Origin of the sequence: Psychrobacter sp. ENNN9_III, assembly GCF_001462175.1 — a bacterium.
GTDB lineage: Bacteria > Pseudomonadota > Gammaproteobacteria > Pseudomonadales > Moraxellaceae > Psychrobacter.
This window is the reverse complement of the sequence record NZ_LNUO01000129.1, coordinates 1-20,054: the sequence shown is the minus strand read 5'-3', so window position 1 is coordinate 20,054 and position 20,054 is coordinate 1. Positions and strand designations below refer to the sequence as shown.

Sequence of the window (20,054 nt, the reverse complement as noted above, 5' to 3'; positions counted from 1 at the left end):
GCTCTACTTCATCAAAAGTCATTATCTGACCATTACACATTGAGCTATCGTTTTGAAGACCGCTTAGAGCCTCGGCCTTTTGCAGGACGCTTACCGTTTGTAGCAGGTTTGCCATTGCCACCAGTCTTCTTATTATGACCAGAAGGACGCCCACCTTTAGAACCTGCTGGTTTCCTAGCACCATCTTTAGGATGTTTACTACTCCCCTTTGCCGCGCCTGCTGATTTAGAAGACGCTTTTGATTTTGACGAGCTATTAGTACGAGCATTTTTTTTTGGTGTATTACGAGATTTCTTAGCCGCATTTTTGTCTTGCGAAGAAGAATCTTCTATAGAGTTAAGTAAAACAGACAACTCTTTTGGGGTTAAATCTCGCCAATCTCCAACTGGAAGACCCTTAAGAGTCACATTCATAATCCGCGTACGCTCAAGCTTCACGACTTCATAACCAAAATGCTCACACATCCGGCGAATTTGACGGTTTAACCCCTGTACTAGCGTGATGTTAAATACGGTGGGAGCCACCTTAGTCACTGGGCATTTTTTGGTCATCGTGCCCAAAATAGGCACACCGCTTGCTAAACCCTCAATAAAACTATCCGTTATCGGTTTATTAACCGTCACCAAATACTCTTTTTCATGATTATTACCAGCACGTAAGACCTTGTTCACTAGGTCGCCATTGTTGGTCAAAAAGATTAAACCTTGGGAATCTTTATCCAAACGACCAATCGGAAAAATACGCACCCCGTGTCTAACAAAATCGACAATGTTATTTTTCTCGGAGCTTTCAGTAGTGCTCACAATGCCCACTGGCTTATTCAATACAATAAAAACAAAATCATCTGCCTCTCGCGGCTCAATGAGCTGTCCATTGACTTTTACCGTATCGCCAGCAACCACCTGATCGCCTACTTGAGCACGCTTACCATTGACGTAGACATTGCCTTGTTCAATAAAGCGGTCAGCGTCTCGCCTGGAGCAAATACCGCTTTCGCTGATGTATTTATTTAAACGAGTCGAGGAAGTATTAAACATAAAGTACCATTTTCACCTAGTAAAAAGCCTTTTTTTGCTAAGAAAAAGACTAAATTGAATGGATTATCGTCAGCGAGATGGCTCACATTATATAGGAAATTCAGTACCCATTTTAAAGGAGAGGGCAATCTAGAAATAGATGCATAATCGTACAAATCGAAGTTGTGTCAAAACAGCTTTTTAAGGTTGCTAAAAGTGCAAAAAAACTATACAAATTGAAAGACGTGGGACGGACAAACGAAGCCAATCTCTAGGCAAACTATTCAAAACCCCCCCTCTAATAGATGGGCTGTATTTCTCAATTTAAACTCAGTATGTAAGTCATAAAACGTTCCTGGGTCTTCAACATTATTAAGCAAATCGCGTTTATTAAGCGCCACAAACATTGCTAGCGAATAAGCTGGACAATGGATAGACTTCTTGGGATTAAATTCAATATCTGTAAAGGCTTGATATTGCATGACTTCTTCGTGTAACTGAGTGTTTTGCTTTAACGCATTGACATACAGCCAATCATAAAACGCGGTTAATGGCTCTAAATGCCACTCCATACCAAAATCATTGTAACCAATGAGCTCACCAGAGGATTGCAAGCGCTCGTCTTTTTTGGCCTGTCTTGGTGGCACTGTCAGCAAGTCACTATAGGGACCGCCATGTTCAAACACCTTGCTCGCCTGAAAGATGTTTTCAACACTGTGCTGTGCGCCATTATGCTCGTCAGTGAGCTTTAAGCTAAGTGGACTGAGCAAAAAACTGAGCTTATTGCCAGACTTACTAGATAGCTCTAAGACGTGGTTGAATCCATATTTCTTACGAATGACTTGATGCATATCGTTGATGGATTTTTTCTTTTGCCGACTGGCAAACCCCACATGCCGCTCAAACCTAACCATATCCGTTTTTACCAGATTGTCACTGTTGACTCTAGGCATAAATACGGGTTTGTGTTCTACAGCGTCTTGTCTTTGTTCCATAATTTGATTTCTTTATTTCATAACAATGAGCATTATATCAATAGTTTTGTATAAATGTTCCTTCATAACGCTAGCGCTTGCCTTTTATCTTGCCTTTATAAAGGAGTATTACTGGTCATGGAAAGACCACTACATCATCCCCTTCTTGCCAAGGCTGATACTTCGTCATCGCTTGTGTAAATACTGGGTGCACCAACCAATGCTGTAGCCAGCGCTGTAAGTTCGGATAAGGCAGACTATAAAAAACCTCGCGATCCACATGAGCGAATTGACGGACAAAAGGCATGATACCTATATCGGCAATGCTTATACTCTCTCCCATTAAATAATGGTTTTTGGCTAACTGCTTCTCTAAAACTTGTAAAAACGCCTCACCCCGTTGTCGATATGCCTCTTGGGTCATCTCAGGGTGACGATCAGCATATTTATAACGATCCAGCCAATGTTTAAATTCATTGTCATTTTCGTCAATCAAGGCATTTGCTTGGTGAATAACTTCTGCATCAAGTAGCCCTTGCGGATCGTTTTGCTTAAGCGCCCATATCATGATCTCTCGACTCTCTTCAATGACTTCACCATCTATAAGCTGTAAAACAGGCACGGTTCCCTTCGGGCTAATCGCTAGCATCTGTGGCGGTTTATTTTTTAATATTATCTCTCGCAGCTCCACTTGCAACTCAGCAAATAAGATACCAAGCCTAGCACGCATGGCATAAGGACAGCGACGAAAAGAGTACAGGCGATGAAGTGAGGAAGTCATAAATATTTTTCGCAATTGAATCTGGATGAATGAGCTTAAAGATGAAGTCTATTATCTTATCATCAACCACATTGTTTGATACATTAAAAGTTTTACACTAAAAAAATTCATACTAAATGACACATTCGCTGTGTCGCAGTGTGAGTCGGTTTGTGGCAGACTTATCACCAGACTTCATCAATTATTATTTTATAAACACATACTTAAAGATATATTCACTTTTAGAGATAAAAGCCTATCTCGTAACAAAATTAAGTAAAGTCAAATTACAACGATCTAATATGATGACTTATCAACTAAAAGGGGAAAAGTGTGACTTTAGCAAAAAACCCTCGTTTAAATATACCACCGGTGTATATCGAACCAAGAGATTTTGCTGATTATCTGACTATTCAGCAGGATTATTGCTTGTTTTTAGATATCGATGGCACGCTTGCTGATTTTACGCTGGATCCAAAAGACAGCAGCATTCCTGATACAACCTTGTCCCTCATAAAAGACATACAAAGCTGCGGTGTTGAGATAGGTGTTGTGACGGGACGTAGCTTGGCTGAAGCAAAGCAAATGCTATCTCCTATACAAGTACCGATTGCAGCCACTCATGGTCTCGAAATAGAATTTGATCGTAATGAAGCTCAAAGTACAAACTACGACAATTCAGATACTTTGCAATTTGATAACACTGAACTTAGCGCTATCAAATTGGCCATTACCCAATCCTGCAAACCTTATAAAGACTTTACCATAGAAGATAAGCCTTATTCCGTCGCTCTGCACTATCGCCAAAATCCTGACTTAGCTGACACAGCGTATGCCATTATGGCAAAAACGGTAAAAAATCATGGCAATTGGACATTGAAACAAGGCAAATATGTTTGGGAGGCGGTACCAAAAGGGGCGGATAAAGGCGCAGCTATTTTGACCTTATTAAAGAAAATACAAACCGATCATAATCTTTGTCCTATCTTTATCGGTGATGATATCACTGATGAGACAGGATTTAGCGCCATACAACAAGAGGATGCCCTAAGCGACAATACATCTATGACCCAGCTTGGTCAGCCAATAAAAGGTATGGGCATTAAAGTAGGTAGTGAAGCCACTTGTGCTCATTACTACATACATGACATTACTGAGGTGACCGCTCTCCTTCGTAGCTTTTTGGCTTTTTGTCAAAACAGGGCCACTCTTTTATCTGAGTCAACCGCTCCTAATGACTTTATTACTAAAAAAACAACGAGATGTCTTATATGAGCCGCTTAATCGTCTTATCTAATCGGGTTAAGATGCCTGATAACAACCCAATGGCAGGCGGACTTGCTGTCGCCCTTCATGACATGCTAATAGGAAACTCAGGCATTTGGATGGGCTGGAATGGTGATATTGTAGACGCTTGTGACGACGGCGCTGACAATGAATTTCGCAGTAACGAACAAGATGCTGCAACCGATGCCGATGTACAAGTGGCGAATAAGAACATCACTTATATGACCACTGCCCTAACGTCTAGACAGTATCAGCATTTTTATTGCGGATTTGCTAATAATGTATTGTGGTTGCTGTTGCACGAGCAAGCCCATCTGATTAATCAAGCGCCAGAAGATTATGCAGGCTATCAAGCGGTCAACCAACTTTTTGCCAAACAATTAAAAAAGATCATTCAACCTGATGATGTCATTTGGGTACATGATTATCACTTTTTAAGTGTGGCATATTATTGTAGGCAGCTGGGCTTAAATAACCGTATCGGCTTGTTTTTGCACATCCCGTTTGCTCCCCTCACATTTTGGCAAAAGCTTGATCAAAGTCCTGAATTGATTAAGCACCTTGCTCATTACGATGTATTCGGTACACAAACTGAGCAAGATAAAGCCAATTGTCTGGCGGTTTTTAACCATTATTTAAAGGACAGCTATCTAAACACCCGTCACTTAACCGGTAGTATGTCAAAAACTGGCAGCATATTAAAAACTGATAATATGCTCAAAAAGCCTTCAAATAAATCTTCACATACAGCACAAAAACTTACGAAGTCCAATCGATCGGCTGGTATGCAGTTGGTACTCAACCTAGACTTAGATGCCCCGCATCGCATAATGATTGATGCTTATCCAATCGGTATAGATGTCGCCAAAATACAACAGCAAGTCATCAACTCATCTTCATATTTATCTTCGCAATATAAAAGACAAATGCCAGAGAAGACTGATATAAAATCAGCCGTTCAACAGATAATCGCGGTAGATAGAATTGATTATTCCAAAGGATTGTTAGAGCGTTTTTCGGCCTATCGCCAGTTTTTGCAGCAGTATCCCGCCTATCAAAATCAGCTAAAATTGATACAAATTGCTTGTCCTAGTCGCTTAGATCTGCCCGTTTATCAGCAGCTTTATGACGATGTTAGACAGACTGTCAATGAGGTAAATCAACAATTTTCACCGATTGGGGTGCAATCAGATGCTTTTAAAATTGACGATGTAAAGGCATGTAATCTCGCTACTTTTGACTCTACAAATAGTTGGCAGGCGATTACTTATAGTGAAAACGTGTTAAGTCATGGAGAATTGATGGCAGCGTTTTGGTACAGTGATATTGGCTGGGTAAATTCGCTCAAAGACGGTATGAACCTAGTCGCCAAAGAATATATTGCCGCACAAAATCCAGATAATCCTGGGGTGCTGCTACTCTCTAATTATGCAGGAGCGGCCGAGCAAATGCAGGCAGCTGTCATCATCGACCCGCACAATCCAAAGAGCATTATAGAAGGTCTAAAAACTGCTCTAACGATGCCACTAAAAGAGCGCAAGTCTCGTTATCAGACGTTATTGCAAGGTCTTTGGCAGTACGATTTACAAGCTTGGCAGCAAGACTTCTTAGAGGATTTATACCGATGATATTTTGTCGGTAGTTTATGACTAATGACATTTAACCCATAGCTAGTCTTTGGGCCTAATCTCAGTAATTGATTTATAACAATAATTAGGGAACCCTTATGCTGGATGCAAAAGTTACTTTATTGCAGGACATTAAAGTCGCTATAAAAGACGTGATGAGTACTGATTTAACGGGTACTGATGATAAAGCGATTGATTCGCCTATCATAACGGACGAATTGCGCCGTGACATATTAAATATCTTAATCACTTATGATGACAAAATCCCGCATCCTGCCAGCGGTATTACCAGTAATGATGAAACCAACTTACGTACATTAGTTCGTTGGCAAGTGCTGGCGTATGTTGCCAGTATCGACTTAACGATTGTAAAGTGGTTTGAGTCGCACTTAGATGCCCTAAGTATCTTGCACGAATTGGGTTATGACAAAGCAATAAAAGGGCTATGTGCAGTTTGGGCCTCAGAGGGTCACCCTGATCCCATACACTATCAGCAAGGCAAAATAAGTGGCACAAAAGCGTGGTGTTCAGGCGCGAATATTGTCAACTATGGCGTAATGACTTATCGAGATAAGCATGGACGCTCACAACTGCTGGTCGTGGATATGCAGCAAGATGGCATTGCGATTGATAATAGTGCATGGCAAGCAGTAGGTATGCAAGCCACTGATACTGCCACTATAACGTTCGATCAGGTAACGGCCGATACTGCTGGGGAAGCCGATGCGTACCTAGAGCGCGTAGGATTTTGGCATGGAGCGGCAGGAGTTGCTGCTTGCTGGTATGGCGCAGCCTCATGTATAGCCACTTATTTAATGCAGTCTTATCAAAAAAAGCCAAACGACTATAAAGCCATGTATTTGGGGCAAGTCAGTACAGCATTAAGTGTGACTCAGCAGTATTTTCATCATGTCGCTCAACTTATAGATACCCAGCCCACGCTGTCCCATGAGTTGGCTATTCGCGAGTTAAGGGCGCATGTCGAGCAAGTCGCTCGGCAAGTAATAGAGAGTGCTGGACAAGCATTGGGCGCGGCACCATTTTGTGGTAACGCGCATTTTGCAAGATTAACAGCAGATCTAAGCGTGTTTATCCGCCAAAGTCATGGCGCGTTTGATTTACAAAAAATTGGCGAGCTATCTAGCGCAACCAGTGATTTAACAGACGGGCAGGTAAATATATGGCAACTGTAATTTCTACTATGGCTACGTCTGAGAGTCATCATCCAATCGTTGGCGATCGTATGATAGCAGGCGATGGCACCAGTATAGAGAGTTGGAAAAACTGGCAAGGGCTACAAAACCTACCTCGGTTAGATATTGCCAAGCGTTTTTCACCAAAGCAGCGGGTGTGCATTTTTGCCCCGCATCCTGATGATGAAATATTGGGCTCTAGTGGTTTGCTACAGCAAGTAGCGGTTAATGGCAATCCTATTATTCTGATTCACGTGACCAATGGCACGCAAAGCCACCCAGACTCACAGATTTATCCTCCGCAGCAGCTTGATATTATCCGTCCAAAAGAAAGCCTAGCGGCGTTAGAAGTATTGGGCATTGCCCACCAAGTGACCATCGTTGCGCTAAATTTGACGGATGGCGATGTGTTTGCCGAACAAGAGCAGTTTGAGCAAAAACTGGCCGCTATTATCCAGCCTGATGATATTTTGGTGACGCCTTTTATGCACGACGGCCACCCAGATCATGAGGCGACAGGGCGTGTGGTCACCGCATTTGCTAAGCAGCGGCATCTAGCGTGTTATCAGGTATTGATTTGGGCATGGCACTGGGCTAAGCCTGCCGACACTCGCATTCCTTGGCATCATGCCGTTAGAGTCGATTTGAACGCTGAGCAATTACAGCTTAAAAGTCAAGCAATTGCCTGTTTTGACAGTCAAATTACCGTTGATGAAAGTACGGGCAACCCCCCTATTTTATCTGCTCAAACCATTGCTAGAATTAGCCAACCTTGGGAAGTTTATCTATATGAGCCACTCACCTAAATCGATGTCATCAGCCGACGTTGCTGATTGTTTCGCCAAAACAACTTTGGACAGTTTTACTCATATTGACAATCGTACTGATGCCTACTCAGAAACGTATTTTGATGCCTTATATAACGACAACACTGATCCATGGGAGTATCAGACCCGCTGGTATGAAAAAAGAAAACGTGATATCTGTCTAGCGTTACTACCGCAGGAGAAATATAGCAATGCTATTGAGTTGGGTTCTGGCAATGGCGTATTTAGCGAGTTATTGGCCCAACGTTGTCAGACTTTGACATGCGTAGATGGCAATCATCAGGCAGTAGCACTTGCCAAACAACGCTTGACGAATCACGCTCATGCTAAGGTGATTCAAGGGATTATTCCTAATACGTTATTAGATTTACAAGATGCGCTGTCAGCAGCCTATCCTTCATCAGAAACAGAGGTTTCGGACGCGCATAACCCCCCTTTTGATTTAATTGTCATTAGTGAGATTTTGTATTATTTATCACCCACTGATATCGACAAGGTTATCGCTTGGTCTCAGCAAAACCTTGCAATAGGCGGTACTATATTGTTCTGCCATTGGCGATATAGTATTGATGGCTTTGTGATGACGGGTGAGACGGTGCATCAACGTCTGCACCAAACCTTTCATACGATAAATGATAAAGAGACGCATCAATCAACGTTTACTCATCAAAGCCAAATTGTAGATCGTGATTTTTTATTAGACGTTTGGCAGCGCTCTCCACGCTCGGTCGCCATGCAAGAAAACCTGATATGACGAATATAATGAAGTATGACGGAGTAAGGCCAGTCGCCAAACAATGAGAGATTTATGGACGATATAAATATCGGTATAGTGATTCCCGCTCACAATGAGGCATCGACTATTAGCGCTTGCCTAGAATCTGTGCAAACTGCCATTGAACGACTCCCCTCGACCATTACCGCATATCCGCTTGTCGTGCTTGATAGCTGCACCGATGGCACTTTCTCTCTTGTCAAACAGGTAGCTGTTAATCATATAAGCTGTGAGTATCGCTGTGTGGGACGGGCGCGAGATATGGGTATTCGACATGCGATTGCACAGGGGGCGACGTGGATTGCTTGTACAGACGCTGACACAGTTGTGACTACAGATTGGCTGGTGCAGCAAGTCGCTCACCTAACCCAACAGTCGACTGATATGATTTGCGGTGTGGTAAGTGTCGATGACTGGACCAACTTGTCACCACAAACGCGGCGCGATTATATTGCTCACTATCAAGACAAGATGGGACATCAGCATATCCATGGAGCAAATCTGAGTTTTAGCAGTCAAGCTTATCTTGACGTTGGTGGCTTTAGTCTCCTACCATGTCATGAAGATGTGGATTTGGTCAAAAAATTTGAGACCCAAGGTTATGCTATCACTTGGAGCAATCGCGTGCGTGTCATCACCAGTAGCCGTATAGATGGCCGAGTAAATGACGGTTTTGCCGCGTTTTTATCGGATTTGGAACAAAGCAATTTATAGTAAAGATTGATAATGCTCACAAATACTTTCTTTGATAACTGCTTGACGCTCTGCCTCATCCAATGTGGCAAACGCTGATGGCAGCCGTAACTGAGCCAAACGTGAGGCTGCACCATGAGACATCCAATCTGCCTCATCACAAGCAAAATCTACCTCTGCTTGTAGGCGATGTTTAGGTAAATGATTGGTGCTATACGCTAATTCATATTTTATCTGCGCGATATCTTCTGCAAATGGCTCATAAGGCAACTCAAGTACCGTAAATAGCTTGGCTAAAAACTCATCGGCTGTAAAATATTTATCTATATAGCTACCATCAAGCCCGAGATGTTTATTTGATAAGACATGACGCAGGCGCTCACAGGCGGGTATGGTGTGCTTTAGAGGGTAACCCATAGTTTTTACAATGTCTTGCGCACGCAGTTCAAGCGTGTCTATTTGAGTGATAGCATATTGTGCTAAAGAATGACGCGGATGATAACGGCGAGTATATTTGGATGGGCTGGTTGAATGGCTCATGATATTGAACACCTTAGATTCCTATAACTCCGACAAAAAAGTATAAAATCAGGCACAAATGAGGATGTCGGAGTACAGGCTCATGCGCTTTACCAGGATTGTTTTATATCGTGCTGGAAGTTGCAAGGTTTGTACATCACCACTGATTGCAATTATGATAATTTGCAATAGCAATTGGCAAGGACAAAGCTGTTAAACCCACGATAATTTGTTGAATGATGATAGCACATCAACTGCTAAGAAATAAATACTGATATGTGTGCTTCTTTTTTAGAATTATTGTTAGTCCGTAACATATAACGCTAAACCACTTATTAACAATCATTAGCAAAAAAGCCCTTTCACTAATGCCTTTGACTTGGTATCTTGCCTCTCCATTCTTATATCGCCAAAGGTGTTTGACCCTACTATTGGCTAACCTTCTTATTGTATTAGAGCGTGTCCTCATTGTTCTTATTTATCGAGTGAGGACGCGCCCTAGCATTTTCTTGTATTGGATCTTATGAAACACAACCTTGAGGCGAGCTCAAATGCTCGCCGGACTCAGTATTTTCAAGTATTCTTGATGGGCGTCAGCGCCTTTATTATGAATACTACAGAATTTGTACCCGTCGCGCTCTTAAGCGACATTGCCCAAGACTTTTCTATCACCACAGCTGAGACGGGCTGGATGCTGACGCTGTATGCTTGGATCGTCGCTGCTATGTCATTGCCGCTGATGCTACTGACCAGTCGATTTGAGCGTAAAAGCTTACTCCTAGCATTGTTTGCAGTATTTATTGCCAGTCATGTGTTATCCGTATTTGCGTGGAGCTTTGATGTACTGCTCATTAGTCGCGTAGGTATTGCGCTATCGCATGCGATATTCTGGTCCATCACGGCAGCGATTGCCATACGTGTGGCACCAGAAGGCAAAAAGGCGCTGGCACTTAGCGTGCTTGCAACCGGTACCTCATTAGCAATGGTGCTAGGTGTGCCTTTAGGGCGATTGGTCGGTCAATGGTTTGGCTGGCGCGCGACGTTTGGCGGTATTGGCGGTATTGCCTTTATCGTATTTGTGCTGCAAATGAGACTGTTGCCAACATTGCCGAGTATGTTTGAAGGCTCATTTAGGAAAATCCCAGAGTTGCTGAAAAACCCATTATTGGTCTGCCTGTATTTGCTCATCCTACTGGTCTTTACAGCGCATTATACCGCCTACTCTTATATCGAGCCTTTTATGCGTCAGGTCGGCTCAGTCAGTGAAAACTCGGCTACTTTCGTCCTGCTACTGTTCGGTGTCGCAGGGTTTGCAGGCAGTGTGATATTCAGTCGTTGGGGTGATAGGTTCAATACCAGATTGATGCTGATATCGACGATACTGATGCTACTGTCGATGCTTACCCTTTCGTTTGTCGTAACGTCTATATGGGCACTCAGTCTGAATGCCTTACTCTGGGGATCTGCACTTATGCTACTGATTATCTCCATGCAGGCTAAAGTCATCATGGTCGATTTCAATGCGCAAGACATGCTGATGTCGATGTTCTCAGGTATTATCAATTTAGGGATTGGTACAGGTGCGCTATTTGGAGGTTATGCGGTGACGCATTTATCATTGTCAAGCGTGGGGTATGTTGGGGCAGCTATCGCTGTTATGGCATTGCTACTGATGCTATTTATGATAAAATGCTTTCCTGAGTTAAGTAGAAGACTCGGTTAGCTAAAAGCCCAAAGTTGTAGCTGAAGTTAAATTACAGCAGTCAAAATGCCAGCCACTTAGATGGGCTGGCATTTTTTATAGTTAAATTAAAAAGCGTCACACTTTCACACATGAGACTTTACACCATTCACTTAACTCAGCTCAATTTCAGCAGAAAAGTCAGCCATTAGCTCTTCAAAAAATGCCTTACCTGAGTTTGATAACAAGTAATTCTGTGTAATTGGGTGTACATACATAATGTGACGCTCAACCAAAATAGACTTAATACTCTTAAATAAATCCTCACCCATATTGGCACGTTCCAAGATCTCTTTGGTCTCTGGCATTGCTTGTATCTTATTAAACTCTGCTAGGCTAAGGCCACCATTGGCGACACTGAGCTTCTCTAAACGATAATTGTGTGAAGTGATGTATTTACCTAATAGCAGAAGCAAGCAATAAGCTTTCATCGCGATATCAGTCTTAGCCATATCATGCGCCTGACCTTTGATGATATAGACATAGTCGGCATTGGCAATCAAACTAAAGCCGCTCATCGCATATTGGTTTTTGTAATCACCCAGATTGTCCATGATTTCAGAAAACAAAGCCTCAGTTTCAAACTCACCATGAGAGCCAAGACGTTCTCGATTGATAATGCGACCATTCATTAGGTGATTATATATCTCAACACTTTTATACATATCAACCATCGCTTGCACCTTATTGTATTGTTATCTGCGACATAGCATCTTTAAATTTTATTTTGTGAGGTTTTGGAAGTTTATTTTTGAGATTTTGGGGGTTTATATTGGAGGCTTATATAATCTAAGTAATAGTTATCATCCTCCAGCCGTTGCCTTTGTCTGCTTTGCCGAACACAGCTTTTATTCAATAAAGGCAAGAAAACCCAGCTTTTATTCAATAAAGGCAAGAAGAACTCTAACCCATATAAAGTATCGAGTAGAGAAAAGTCGTCCAATGACTGACGTAAATGAGCGTCTATCAAGTCATGGATATCGTCAATATTTACAGCAGTAGGCAGATACATGGTCAACTGCATAATTTGGTTTTTACGTTTTTGCAATTCATTATTTGGCGGTGTTGGCGCATGAATGATATCCAGCTTCGGTTTTAATGGCTGTTGCTGGATTTGCTCATAATAATGTTTAAACTGCAAAACACTTTTATCTGGATTTCTATCAAATCGTGCAGAGAAACTCTGTTTATGAGCACCTAATCCATCGAAGCATCGCATTGCAGCGATATCCTCTACATCAGGCGTTAGATAAATGTGCTTACGTCCACCATGACGGAAAGCCACAAATGTCTCCATCAGCTCATTGAAGCGCTGCTCAATCGCCATAAAATAACGCCGCTCCTCTGAAAAATTATAAAGATATGCCAGCAATCGGTCTGACAACTCTCGAATATCTTTATAATATGAGGTAATAGCGGTTAATTTGTATTGGATGGCAATAGCAAAAGATTCGTTACCGTCTTGACGATAATGATTAATCAAATTATCCACAGTTTGTACAAAGTTTTGACTATTGACCAGTTGCAAGTCAGGGTTGATAAATTCTAAGCAGGGCTGTACATAACGGTCTTGTAGCTTTTAAGCCAATAAGTAGAGCTCATTAACATTGTGGTGATGCTCACCCGAATCTAATGACTTATATTGCTCCGCAACTTCATCAACCTTATGATGAAGTACACGAATATTTTCTTTGACCGTGGTCAAAATCTGGCTGATTAACTCCCAAAACAGCTGCAAGTTTTCATTATAAGTATCAGAGCCTATCTCACTGCTCATGATTTTTTCCGTAACGCCTAGCATTTGTGTGCGTAGCGACTCAAACTTAGCAAGGCTTAGCTCTTTATTACGCGATACATCCAAAAACACTAGCAAATCATAAACGACTTTTGAGAGTACCAACGAGCCTTTTAGCTTATCACGATGGGTAAATATTCCCCCTTCTAGCAAACTCTGTAGGCTTAATATATTCTTTAAAGAAGCGTCGTCTTGACCGAGTACTCTCTGATTATAAAATCGCACATAGAAAGCTTCTGGAAACTCAAGCGCACCGCCTTGGCTATTGATGTAATCAATAAATTTAAAGAAATCATTTTTGAACTTCAATACCGCACTAATAAGCACATCGCGATTGATTAATATCAGCTTACCTCATGGCTATCAATAGAGGTCCGAGTCCTATGAATGGCTAGGTCACTTTCTTTGTTAGAACTGTCAGAGCTTGAACTGTCATGATTGGAGACTGATTCATCATCCAAACCAAGCTCAGAGCTACTATCCTCTTGAGTACCCCAAAAGTTAATCGCTTCAGGCATGATATTGAGTACGCAATCCGCCACCTGCGGTACATGCTCAAGCACATTATAATCCACGTGTATCCAGCGTTTGACCGACTGACATACAGAGGTGCGCTGTGTGGGCGTCGCACAAAATGCAGAAAATCCATGTTGACCAATACACTCAATAATGGTTTTGGTATTGGTGTCATCAAGATCACCAATCTCATCAATAATGATGGGCATTTTAAACGAGCTATTGGGCATGAATATGCGCCCAAGCAAGATGGCAATGATCGAAGCCGTTATGGTGCTGGTTGTACCGCCCGACTGTGACTTATCAGTGATCGTGCCATCGGACTTTTGGTATTCAAAGCTGATTTTGCTAATGATGTCTCGCATTTTTAGCAGACCTGTACGCTTACTAGCATGCTTATCGACATAGCTAATGAGCGACTGATAAAATTCTCGTCCCATAAGCTTGGTTTGGGTAACGTCATAGCTTTGATACAGCTTATAGACATGATTGAAGTCTGCATGGCGGTGTAGCTTTAGCCGCACTTGGTCAAGGTTAGATATCTTGTGGGTGTTAAGCTCTTTGTTGATAGTAGCGATGCTGTCCGTTAGTAATTGATGTGCGTCGCTTATCTCTTTGAGCTGATTACTAATAATATTATTGTGTTCGGCAATCTGCTGTGTTTGGACGTTTTGCTGGTACGCCAAGGTGGTAAAGCTGGTGTTATAGGCATCAACTATTTGACCCATCTGTACCAAATTCTGGATTTCTTTAAAGGTATCTACCCTCTCGTTTGGAACTTCTTTTGTAAAATCTATCACTTCCGATTTAAGATAGGCTTGCTCTGTGACCAAGTCTCCTGCTTGTGCTATTAGTTTATTAATTTGGGCAACATCTAATTCTAATTGATTACCATTGTGTGTTTGCACATACTCTACTTCGTAATTTTCAATGTCTTCTTCACTATAATACTGATGATTAGTTGCCTTTGAAATCTGCTTTAAGCCAGTGTCATAAAACTCAAACTTGCTACTATTCTCTTCCAGTTGTTGTTTTTTGGACTGAGCTTGATTTAAGCGTTGGCTTGTTTGTCTTTTCTGCAGCTCTAATTCTTTTAATTCATCACTGATGGCTTGCTGAGACTGTTGTTTGTCTGTAAGTTCAGCTCTATATTTACTCAAGTCCTCCATAGCAATATCAAAGCGTTTTAGAGCATTAAGATGTGTATCCAAAGTGGCAATCTTGCCTGCAATCTCTGTTAAACGCTTACGCCGTGACTCTCCACTACTATCAGCCATAGTGAGATTGATTTCTTTAATTTTCTTATCAATATTTTTGATCTTCTTTTCCAGCTCTTCAATGTCTTGGCGTAGTTGTGTCGCCTGCTCTTCGGCATTGAAAGCTTGTGTTTGCGTATTTGGCAAAACCAAATCTTCAAACGCAAGTAAATCACTATCAGTGGTAAAAAAGTTGGCAAAATCATCTAAAACACGATGATGAGCATCTGTCAGATTCATTGCTACATCGGCAAAATCAGCATTTAAACTCACTAACACATCTGCTGTGTGCGGTGCTACTTGGCTTAATAATAGGCTATGAATATTCTGTGCTTGAGTTTTCTTTTTATCTAGTTGCTGACGATGATTGTTTTGCTGACTGACCATTTGCGTAAGCATCTGCGCTGTTTGTTCGCTATCACTAAGAGCTGCTTGTTCCGCCGCAAGCTGTTGATGATCAACATTTAATGACTTATATAGCTCATCAGCATTTGTACTATCATGTTCGGACATCACCTGCTGGGCAGTCACTATTTGTTGATTGGTTGCATCGAGAGTGTTTTTTAGCTGAGTAATAACACCTGCCAGCTGATTCTGTTTTTTATCGAGATCATTGTACTGATTACTTAATACTTGATGGGCTGATTGCGCCTCACTTAGATCTTGGCTGGCTTGTTGATGACTGCTGGTATACGTGCTTTTTTGCTTGGTTAATTGACGAGATAATATGGCGTGTTGTTTACCAATCTCCATAATTTTTGCGTTTAGATGCTCAAAGCTGCTTTTGATGTGTGCGTAACGTTCTTTATTATTATTGAGTATTTGTAGCTCTTCACCCTTTTGTATGAGTTGATAGTAGTCTGCTTCTATGCTGGCAAGGTCGGCACTCATCTTCTCTTGAGGGCGACTGCGCTTCATCTCAACTAAAGTGGCGATAGCATCCGCGAGTGACTCACTATCTCCTGTACCCGCATCAAACGCCATTTGATAGATGTTACTAAAGGCTTTTACTGCATTTCTATTATTATCTGACAAGGGCACGATACAATAGCGGCTGTCATCACGGGCAAAGTTGTGGTACATCAGCTCCACGAGTCGCTTGTCATCATTGACATGGATGCCATTATGCTTTTTATTAAATGCCAACAGCTTGTTGATACTAATGTCTTCAGCGAAGTTATGGGTATCACTGTTCCAAAATAGCGGCCGCACTAACTCATAGGCAGCGGTAAAACACTGTTCCAAAATAGCGGCCGCACTAACTCATAGGGCAGCGGTAAAAACACTCGATAATAACGATAGCTGCCTGCTCGATACAGCACTACGCAAGATGTGCCCAAATCGTTTTCTATTTCCATCGCCAAAAATGACTTATCCGACGGAAAGTAAAACTCGTAGGAGTCTTCTTTAGAGTAAGTGCCTGCTTTACCTTTGAATTGGAATTTTTTATCACAAGAGCTAAAGTCAGTTTCCGGATACAGCATAAGCTTAGTAGCAGCCAAGCTTGCTGTCTTGCCAGCATTATTAGCACCAAATAAGGCTAAATGCTCATCAAGCATAATCTCTGAATAAGCATGACTAGCAGAGTTAACGAATACAATCCGCTTTAGGACAAAATTTAGGGCAACGTCTACAAGCATGTCATTCATACAAAAAGCTTTCCTGTTCTATGGCTTTAAAATTTCGGCTAAGTACTTGGCAAACTTGAGTTAAACCCTGATGGTCTGCCGTAAGACTTCTAACTCTAGCGACATCATCAGCCGAAACTCGGCGTACTACTTGACCGACTCTATCTTGAATATCACTCGGCATTAAAAATTCATAATTTATATTGGGTAGTAGATTAATGATGTTTTTAGCTATAGTCACGCCGCCCAAGTCGATATCAAAACAGAAATACAGCTTTTGGTAGCTTGCCAAAAAATCTTTATGCAGTACATTGCTAATCTCATTACCAGCAGCAAAAACGATATCATAGCTTCTACTGTCAAATTGGCAATAAGACTGCAAAAAACCCACTGTTTTTTGCCATTGCAGAAACAACTGTCTGTTTTCTATCAATAGCACATCAGTAGCTTGTAGCCGTTGAGCGCTGTTAATAATAGAATTTGGAGGGAAGCTAGCTTGACCATGCTCGTCAAACAACACCACGATGGGATATGCTGAGGTGTTGCCTGCTGTGTCTTGAGAGCTGGGCTTTATCATCATCAAATAAGAGCCCATCACCTTATGCTGATGACTGAGATTTTGCTGTGCAGCGCTAACGCGATCAGCACCTGCTTGATCAATGAACCTAGTCAGTTCTACTAATAATTCATCTTCAATATGAGTGACTCGGTAGCTATTCCCTTTTACTTTATCTGCTTTGATATTTGTGAGCTCAAAGCGATAGTCCAAATTCAAACCTTTTATGAGCGTTTGTAGACGGATCAGATTAATAGGTTTGTCGTTATGGATATTATCTAGAATATTACGCAGGCTATTGGCACTCATGGCATACTTTTGTGTTGTTTAAGATGTGAACCAAGGCTTAATGTATGCAAAAGTCCCAATCAATGCAAGGTTTAATGTATGCAAAAGTCCCAATCAATGCAAGGTTTAAAATAATCTTATGTTTGCTCTATGCTTTTGTAACTTAGCATTCAAAGCCAAACTTTATAATCATTTCAGCTATTTACTCAAATACTAGTTTTGCTTAATTACTAGTTTTGCTTAAACACCTATTGAACGAACGTTCAGGTAAAGTTATACTCATTTCTATTGGACATAATTATGCAACAGTTGATTAAAGACTGACACAAATAGCTAAGCAAGGAGCGAAAGCTATATGAATAAGATTCAAATCAGGGAAGTATTTTTCTTCGATCTAAATACAATTATAATGGGCATCACGAACTTTCGAATTCTTCAACTTGTTGGAGATTCGTGATGCCTGAGGACATTATTCAACCAGATAAAGCTCATACACCTCCCCTCAGACTAGGCAGCTTACATTACGCTTGGATTGTGGCTGCGACAGGCTCTGTGGCGATGTTTTGTGGACTCGGTTTAGGGCGATTTGCATTTGGTATGCTATTGCCATCGATGTCGGCTTCTTTGGGACTCAACTACACTCAAAGTGGAATACTGGGATTCACTAACTTGATAGGATATCTCGTTGCGGTCCTTCTAAGTCCGCTAATCATACCTCGATTTGGTACTCGAGTTACTGGTACTGCCAGTCTGCTCTTAATTGCAGCCTCTATGCTCGGTATGGCTTTTACTTCAAGCTTTCCCCTACTTTGCGCGCTCTACGTATTGACTGGTATTGGTAGCGGCGGCGTGGTGTTACCGATGATGAGCGTCATGTCGCATTGGTTTTTCCCCTCACATCGTGGGCTCGCTTTGGGACTGGTCATGGCTGGCCCTGGATTTGGTATTATTTTATCAGGCTTCGTCGTTCCAAAGCTTTTGCCATTCTCAAGCTTGATGTCTTGGCAAACGGGTTGGCTGATTTTTGCCATTATTAATGTCATAGTGGCTTGGCTTACCTTTACTTTGATCCGCAATCATCCAGACGATGTTAATCGAAACCCTTTTGGACGTACCCCAACTTTACCTGTAAAAAATAAGAAAAAGCTAGAGCGTAGTAACGTCAAACTGCTGGTACATTTGGGCATTATTTTTGCCATTTATGGCGCCACTTATATGGTTTACGTGACCTTTATCGTGACCAGCATGGTTGGATCATATCAACTGAGTGAAGCGACTGCGGGTGGTATTTGGGCATGGATTGGTCTACTAAGTGTCTTTTCAGGCATGCTTTTTGGCTGGATCTCTGACCATATCGGCAGACGCCTTGGGCTTGCGCTGGCGTTTTTCTTCCTTGCCCTCGCTTATCTTCTGGTGGGGTTGACTGATTGGCATTTAGGACTGTATTTGTCCATTATTTTGTTTGGCTTAGTGGTTTGGAGCGTTCCTGTCATTATGGCAGCCTCTGCTGGCGATTATTTTGGTGCCCCTGCAGCGGCGGCAAGTGCACTTGCGGCGCTGACTTTTGCCTTTTCGGGTGGACAGGCGCTTGGGCCAGTAGCGGCAGGTTATCTTGCAGAGCTCACGGGAGACTTTAGCATTAGCTATATGGTGTCTGGCATTGCCGCCTTTGTCGCCATTGGACTTGCTTTGTTATTGCGTCCGCAAAAATCTGCTTAGCCTATTTTGTAAGAGGTCTTTTTATAGTTAACATGCATAACATGAACGATTGCTCAAACTATATTTGTTAAATCATACTTGAACGGTCGTTCATTTATGTTTATAGTGACCTAAGACTCACCAAACCCTTCACGCTTTTAGGACATTACGATGCTTAAGTTTTATTTCCACCAAACTCCAAACCCTATGAAAGTGGCTCTTTATCTGATGGAGACAGGTTTAGCGTACGAATTAATACCAATAGATACGATGAAAGGTGAGCAGCACACGCCTGAGTACCGCGCCATTAACCCAAATGGTAAAACCCCAGCTATCGAAGATGATGGAAACCGTGTCTTTGATTCGACGGCTATTTTGATGTACTTGGCTGAAAAAACAGGCAAGCTTGCAGGTCAGCCAGAAGATAAAGGCGAGATGCTGTCGTGGCTCATGTTTATCGCGACAGGCTTGGGCCCGTTTTCTGGTCAATCTGTGCATTTTAGACATAAAGCACCAGAAAAAGTTCCTTATGCGATCAATCGCTATCTTCGTGAAGCAGAGCGTCATTATGAGGTGTTAGATAAGCACATGGAAGGCCGTGAATACCTGGTTGGTAACGATTACTCTATTGCCGATATCTCCGCGTGGGGCTGGGTCGATAAGGCAACGTTTGTATTGGGCGAAGAAGGATTAAACAATTATCCTAACCTCAAACGCTGGTTTGCTCGTATAAACGCTCGTCCTGCGGTAGATAAAGCGCGCAATATCGCTAAAGACGTTCAGTTCAAATCTGATTTTGATGACGCCGCTGCTCGTGCGCTGTATCCACAAAACTTTGCGAAAAACACTGAATATAATAGTTAATAAATAAAATAGATACACTGGAAGAATACGCGAGACTGGT

At 41.9% G+C, this 20,054-nt stretch carries 19 protein-coding genes; 9 read left to right on the top strand and 10 right to left on the bottom strand.

Annotated elements, in window-relative coordinates; translation table 11 throughout:
• Positions 1-44: 44 nt before the first annotated feature.
• The 3 genes from rluF to PENNN9_RS07940 form a co-directional block, all read right to left on the bottom strand.
• Positions 45-1,037 (bottom strand): 23S rRNA pseudouridine(2604) synthase RluF, encoded by a 993-nt coding sequence (gene rluF / locus PENNN9_RS07950; RefSeq protein ID WP_058369163.1) that lies wholly within the window; start codon positions 1,035-1,037, stop codon positions 45-47.
• 263 nt (positions 1,038-1,300) lie between these two features.
• Entirely contained in the window at positions 1,301-2,011 is a 711-nt protein-coding gene (locus tag PENNN9_RS07945) for a DUF6977 family protein (RefSeq protein WP_058369162.1), read from the bottom strand.
• Between the two features lie 115 nt (positions 2,012-2,126).
• Positions 2,127-2,771 carry a glutathione S-transferase gene (locus PENNN9_RS07940; RefSeq protein WP_082638040.1) on the bottom strand — a complete coding sequence of 215 codons (645 nt, stop codon included), beginning with the start codon at positions 2,769-2,771 and terminating at the stop codon, positions 2,127-2,129.
• A 312-nt stretch (positions 2,772-3,083) separates the two neighbouring features.
• Between PENNN9_RS07940 and otsB the strand changes: the two genes are divergently transcribed.
• The 6 genes from otsB (at position 3,084) to PENNN9_RS07910 (ending at position 9,174) form a co-directional block, all read left to right on the top strand.
• Positions 3,084-4,025, top strand: a complete 942-nt coding sequence (gene otsB / locus PENNN9_RS07935; RefSeq protein WP_075103057.1) for a trehalose-phosphatase — start codon at positions 3,084-3,086, stop codon at positions 4,023-4,025.
• The gene (locus tag PENNN9_RS07930; protein WP_058369160.1) at positions 4,022-5,665 is read left to right on the top strand and encodes an alpha,alpha-trehalose-phosphate synthase (UDP-forming); all 1,644 of its coding nucleotides are present in this window, start codon (positions 4,022-4,024) and stop codon (positions 5,663-5,665) included. The genes otsB and PENNN9_RS07930 overlap by 4 nt, the downstream gene beginning before the upstream one ends.
• Positions 5,666-5,763: 98 nt before the next feature.
• A complete protein-coding gene (locus tag PENNN9_RS07925) occupies positions 5,764-6,858 on the top strand; it encodes an acyl-CoA dehydrogenase family protein (RefSeq protein WP_143505650.1) in 1,095 nt (364 codons plus the stop codon).
• On the top strand, positions 6,846-7,664 hold the full coding sequence (locus tag PENNN9_RS07920; protein WP_058369159.1) for a PIG-L deacetylase family protein: 819 nt from the start codon (positions 6,846-6,848) through the stop codon (positions 7,662-7,664). Before PENNN9_RS07925 ends, PENNN9_RS07920 begins: the two co-directional genes overlap by 13 nt.
• On the top strand, positions 7,648-8,439 hold the full coding sequence (locus PENNN9_RS07915) for a class I SAM-dependent DNA methyltransferase (protein ID WP_058369158.1): 792 nt from the start codon (positions 7,648-7,650) through the stop codon (positions 8,437-8,439). Before PENNN9_RS07920 ends, PENNN9_RS07915 begins: the two co-directional genes overlap by 17 nt.
• Before the next feature lie 63 nt (positions 8,440-8,502).
• Positions 8,503-9,174, top strand: coding sequence for a glycosyltransferase (locus tag PENNN9_RS07910; RefSeq protein WP_058369168.1), 672 nt, complete (start codon positions 8,503-8,505; stop codon positions 9,172-9,174).
• On the opposite strand, the gene PENNN9_RS07905 is transcribed toward PENNN9_RS07910, so the two are convergent.
• Positions 9,169-9,693, bottom strand: coding sequence for a hypothetical protein (locus PENNN9_RS07905; protein ID WP_058369157.1), 525 nt, complete (start codon positions 9,691-9,693; stop codon positions 9,169-9,171). The two genes, PENNN9_RS07910 and PENNN9_RS07905, sit on opposite strands and share 6 nt — an antisense overlap.
• Positions 9,694-10,195: 502 nt before the next feature.
• Between PENNN9_RS07905 and PENNN9_RS07900 the strand changes: the two genes are divergently transcribed.
• Positions 10,196-11,395 carry a sugar transporter gene (locus tag PENNN9_RS07900; protein WP_058369156.1) on the top strand — a complete coding sequence of 400 codons (1,200 nt, stop codon included), beginning with the start codon at positions 10,196-10,198 and terminating at the stop codon, positions 11,393-11,395.
• Between the two features lie 131 nt (positions 11,396-11,526).
• Here PENNN9_RS07900 and PENNN9_RS07895 read toward each other — a convergent pair whose 3' ends face one another.
• From PENNN9_RS07895 to PENNN9_RS07870, 6 genes are all read right to left on the bottom strand, one after another.
• Positions 11,527-12,087, bottom strand: a complete 561-nt coding sequence (locus PENNN9_RS07895) for a condensin complex protein MksE (RefSeq protein ID WP_058369155.1) — start codon at positions 12,085-12,087, stop codon at positions 11,527-11,529.
• Between the two features lie 71 nt (positions 12,088-12,158).
• On the bottom strand, positions 12,159-12,905 hold the full coding sequence (locus PENNN9_RS07890; protein WP_156410089.1) for a hypothetical protein: 747 nt from the start codon (positions 12,903-12,905) through the stop codon (positions 12,159-12,161).
• An 87-nt stretch (positions 12,906-12,992) separates the two neighbouring features.
• On the bottom strand, positions 12,993-13,517 hold the full coding sequence (locus PENNN9_RS07885; protein ID WP_156410088.1) for a hypothetical protein: 525 nt from the start codon (positions 13,515-13,517) through the stop codon (positions 12,993-12,995).
• Positions 13,518-13,552: 35 nt separating this feature from the next.
• The gene (locus tag PENNN9_RS07880) at positions 13,553-16,225 is read right to left on the bottom strand and encodes a hypothetical protein (protein ID WP_156410087.1); all 2,673 of its coding nucleotides are present in this window, start codon (positions 16,223-16,225) and stop codon (positions 13,553-13,555) included.
• Entirely contained in the window at positions 16,192-16,629 is a 438-nt protein-coding gene (locus PENNN9_RS07875; protein WP_058369151.1) for a hypothetical protein, read from the bottom strand. Before PENNN9_RS07875 ends, PENNN9_RS07880 begins: the two co-directional genes overlap by 34 nt.
• Positions 16,622-17,473, bottom strand: a complete 852-nt coding sequence (locus tag PENNN9_RS07870; protein WP_058369150.1) for a hypothetical protein — start codon at positions 17,471-17,473, stop codon at positions 16,622-16,624. Before PENNN9_RS07870 ends, PENNN9_RS07875 begins: the two co-directional genes overlap by 8 nt.
• A 435-nt stretch (positions 17,474-17,908) precedes the next feature.
• On the opposite strand from PENNN9_RS07870, the gene PENNN9_RS07865 reads away from it, so the two are divergent.
• On the top strand, positions 17,909-19,171 hold the full coding sequence (locus PENNN9_RS07865) for a YbfB/YjiJ family MFS transporter (protein WP_058369149.1): 1,263 nt from the start codon (positions 17,909-17,911) through the stop codon (positions 19,169-19,171).
• Positions 19,172-19,321: 150 nt separating this feature from the next.
• Positions 19,322-20,014: a glutathione S-transferase family protein gene (locus tag PENNN9_RS07860; RefSeq protein WP_058369148.1), complete on the top strand. Its 693-nt coding sequence runs from the start codon at positions 19,322-19,324 to the stop codon at positions 20,012-20,014.
• Positions 20,015-20,054: the final 40 nt, after the last annotated feature.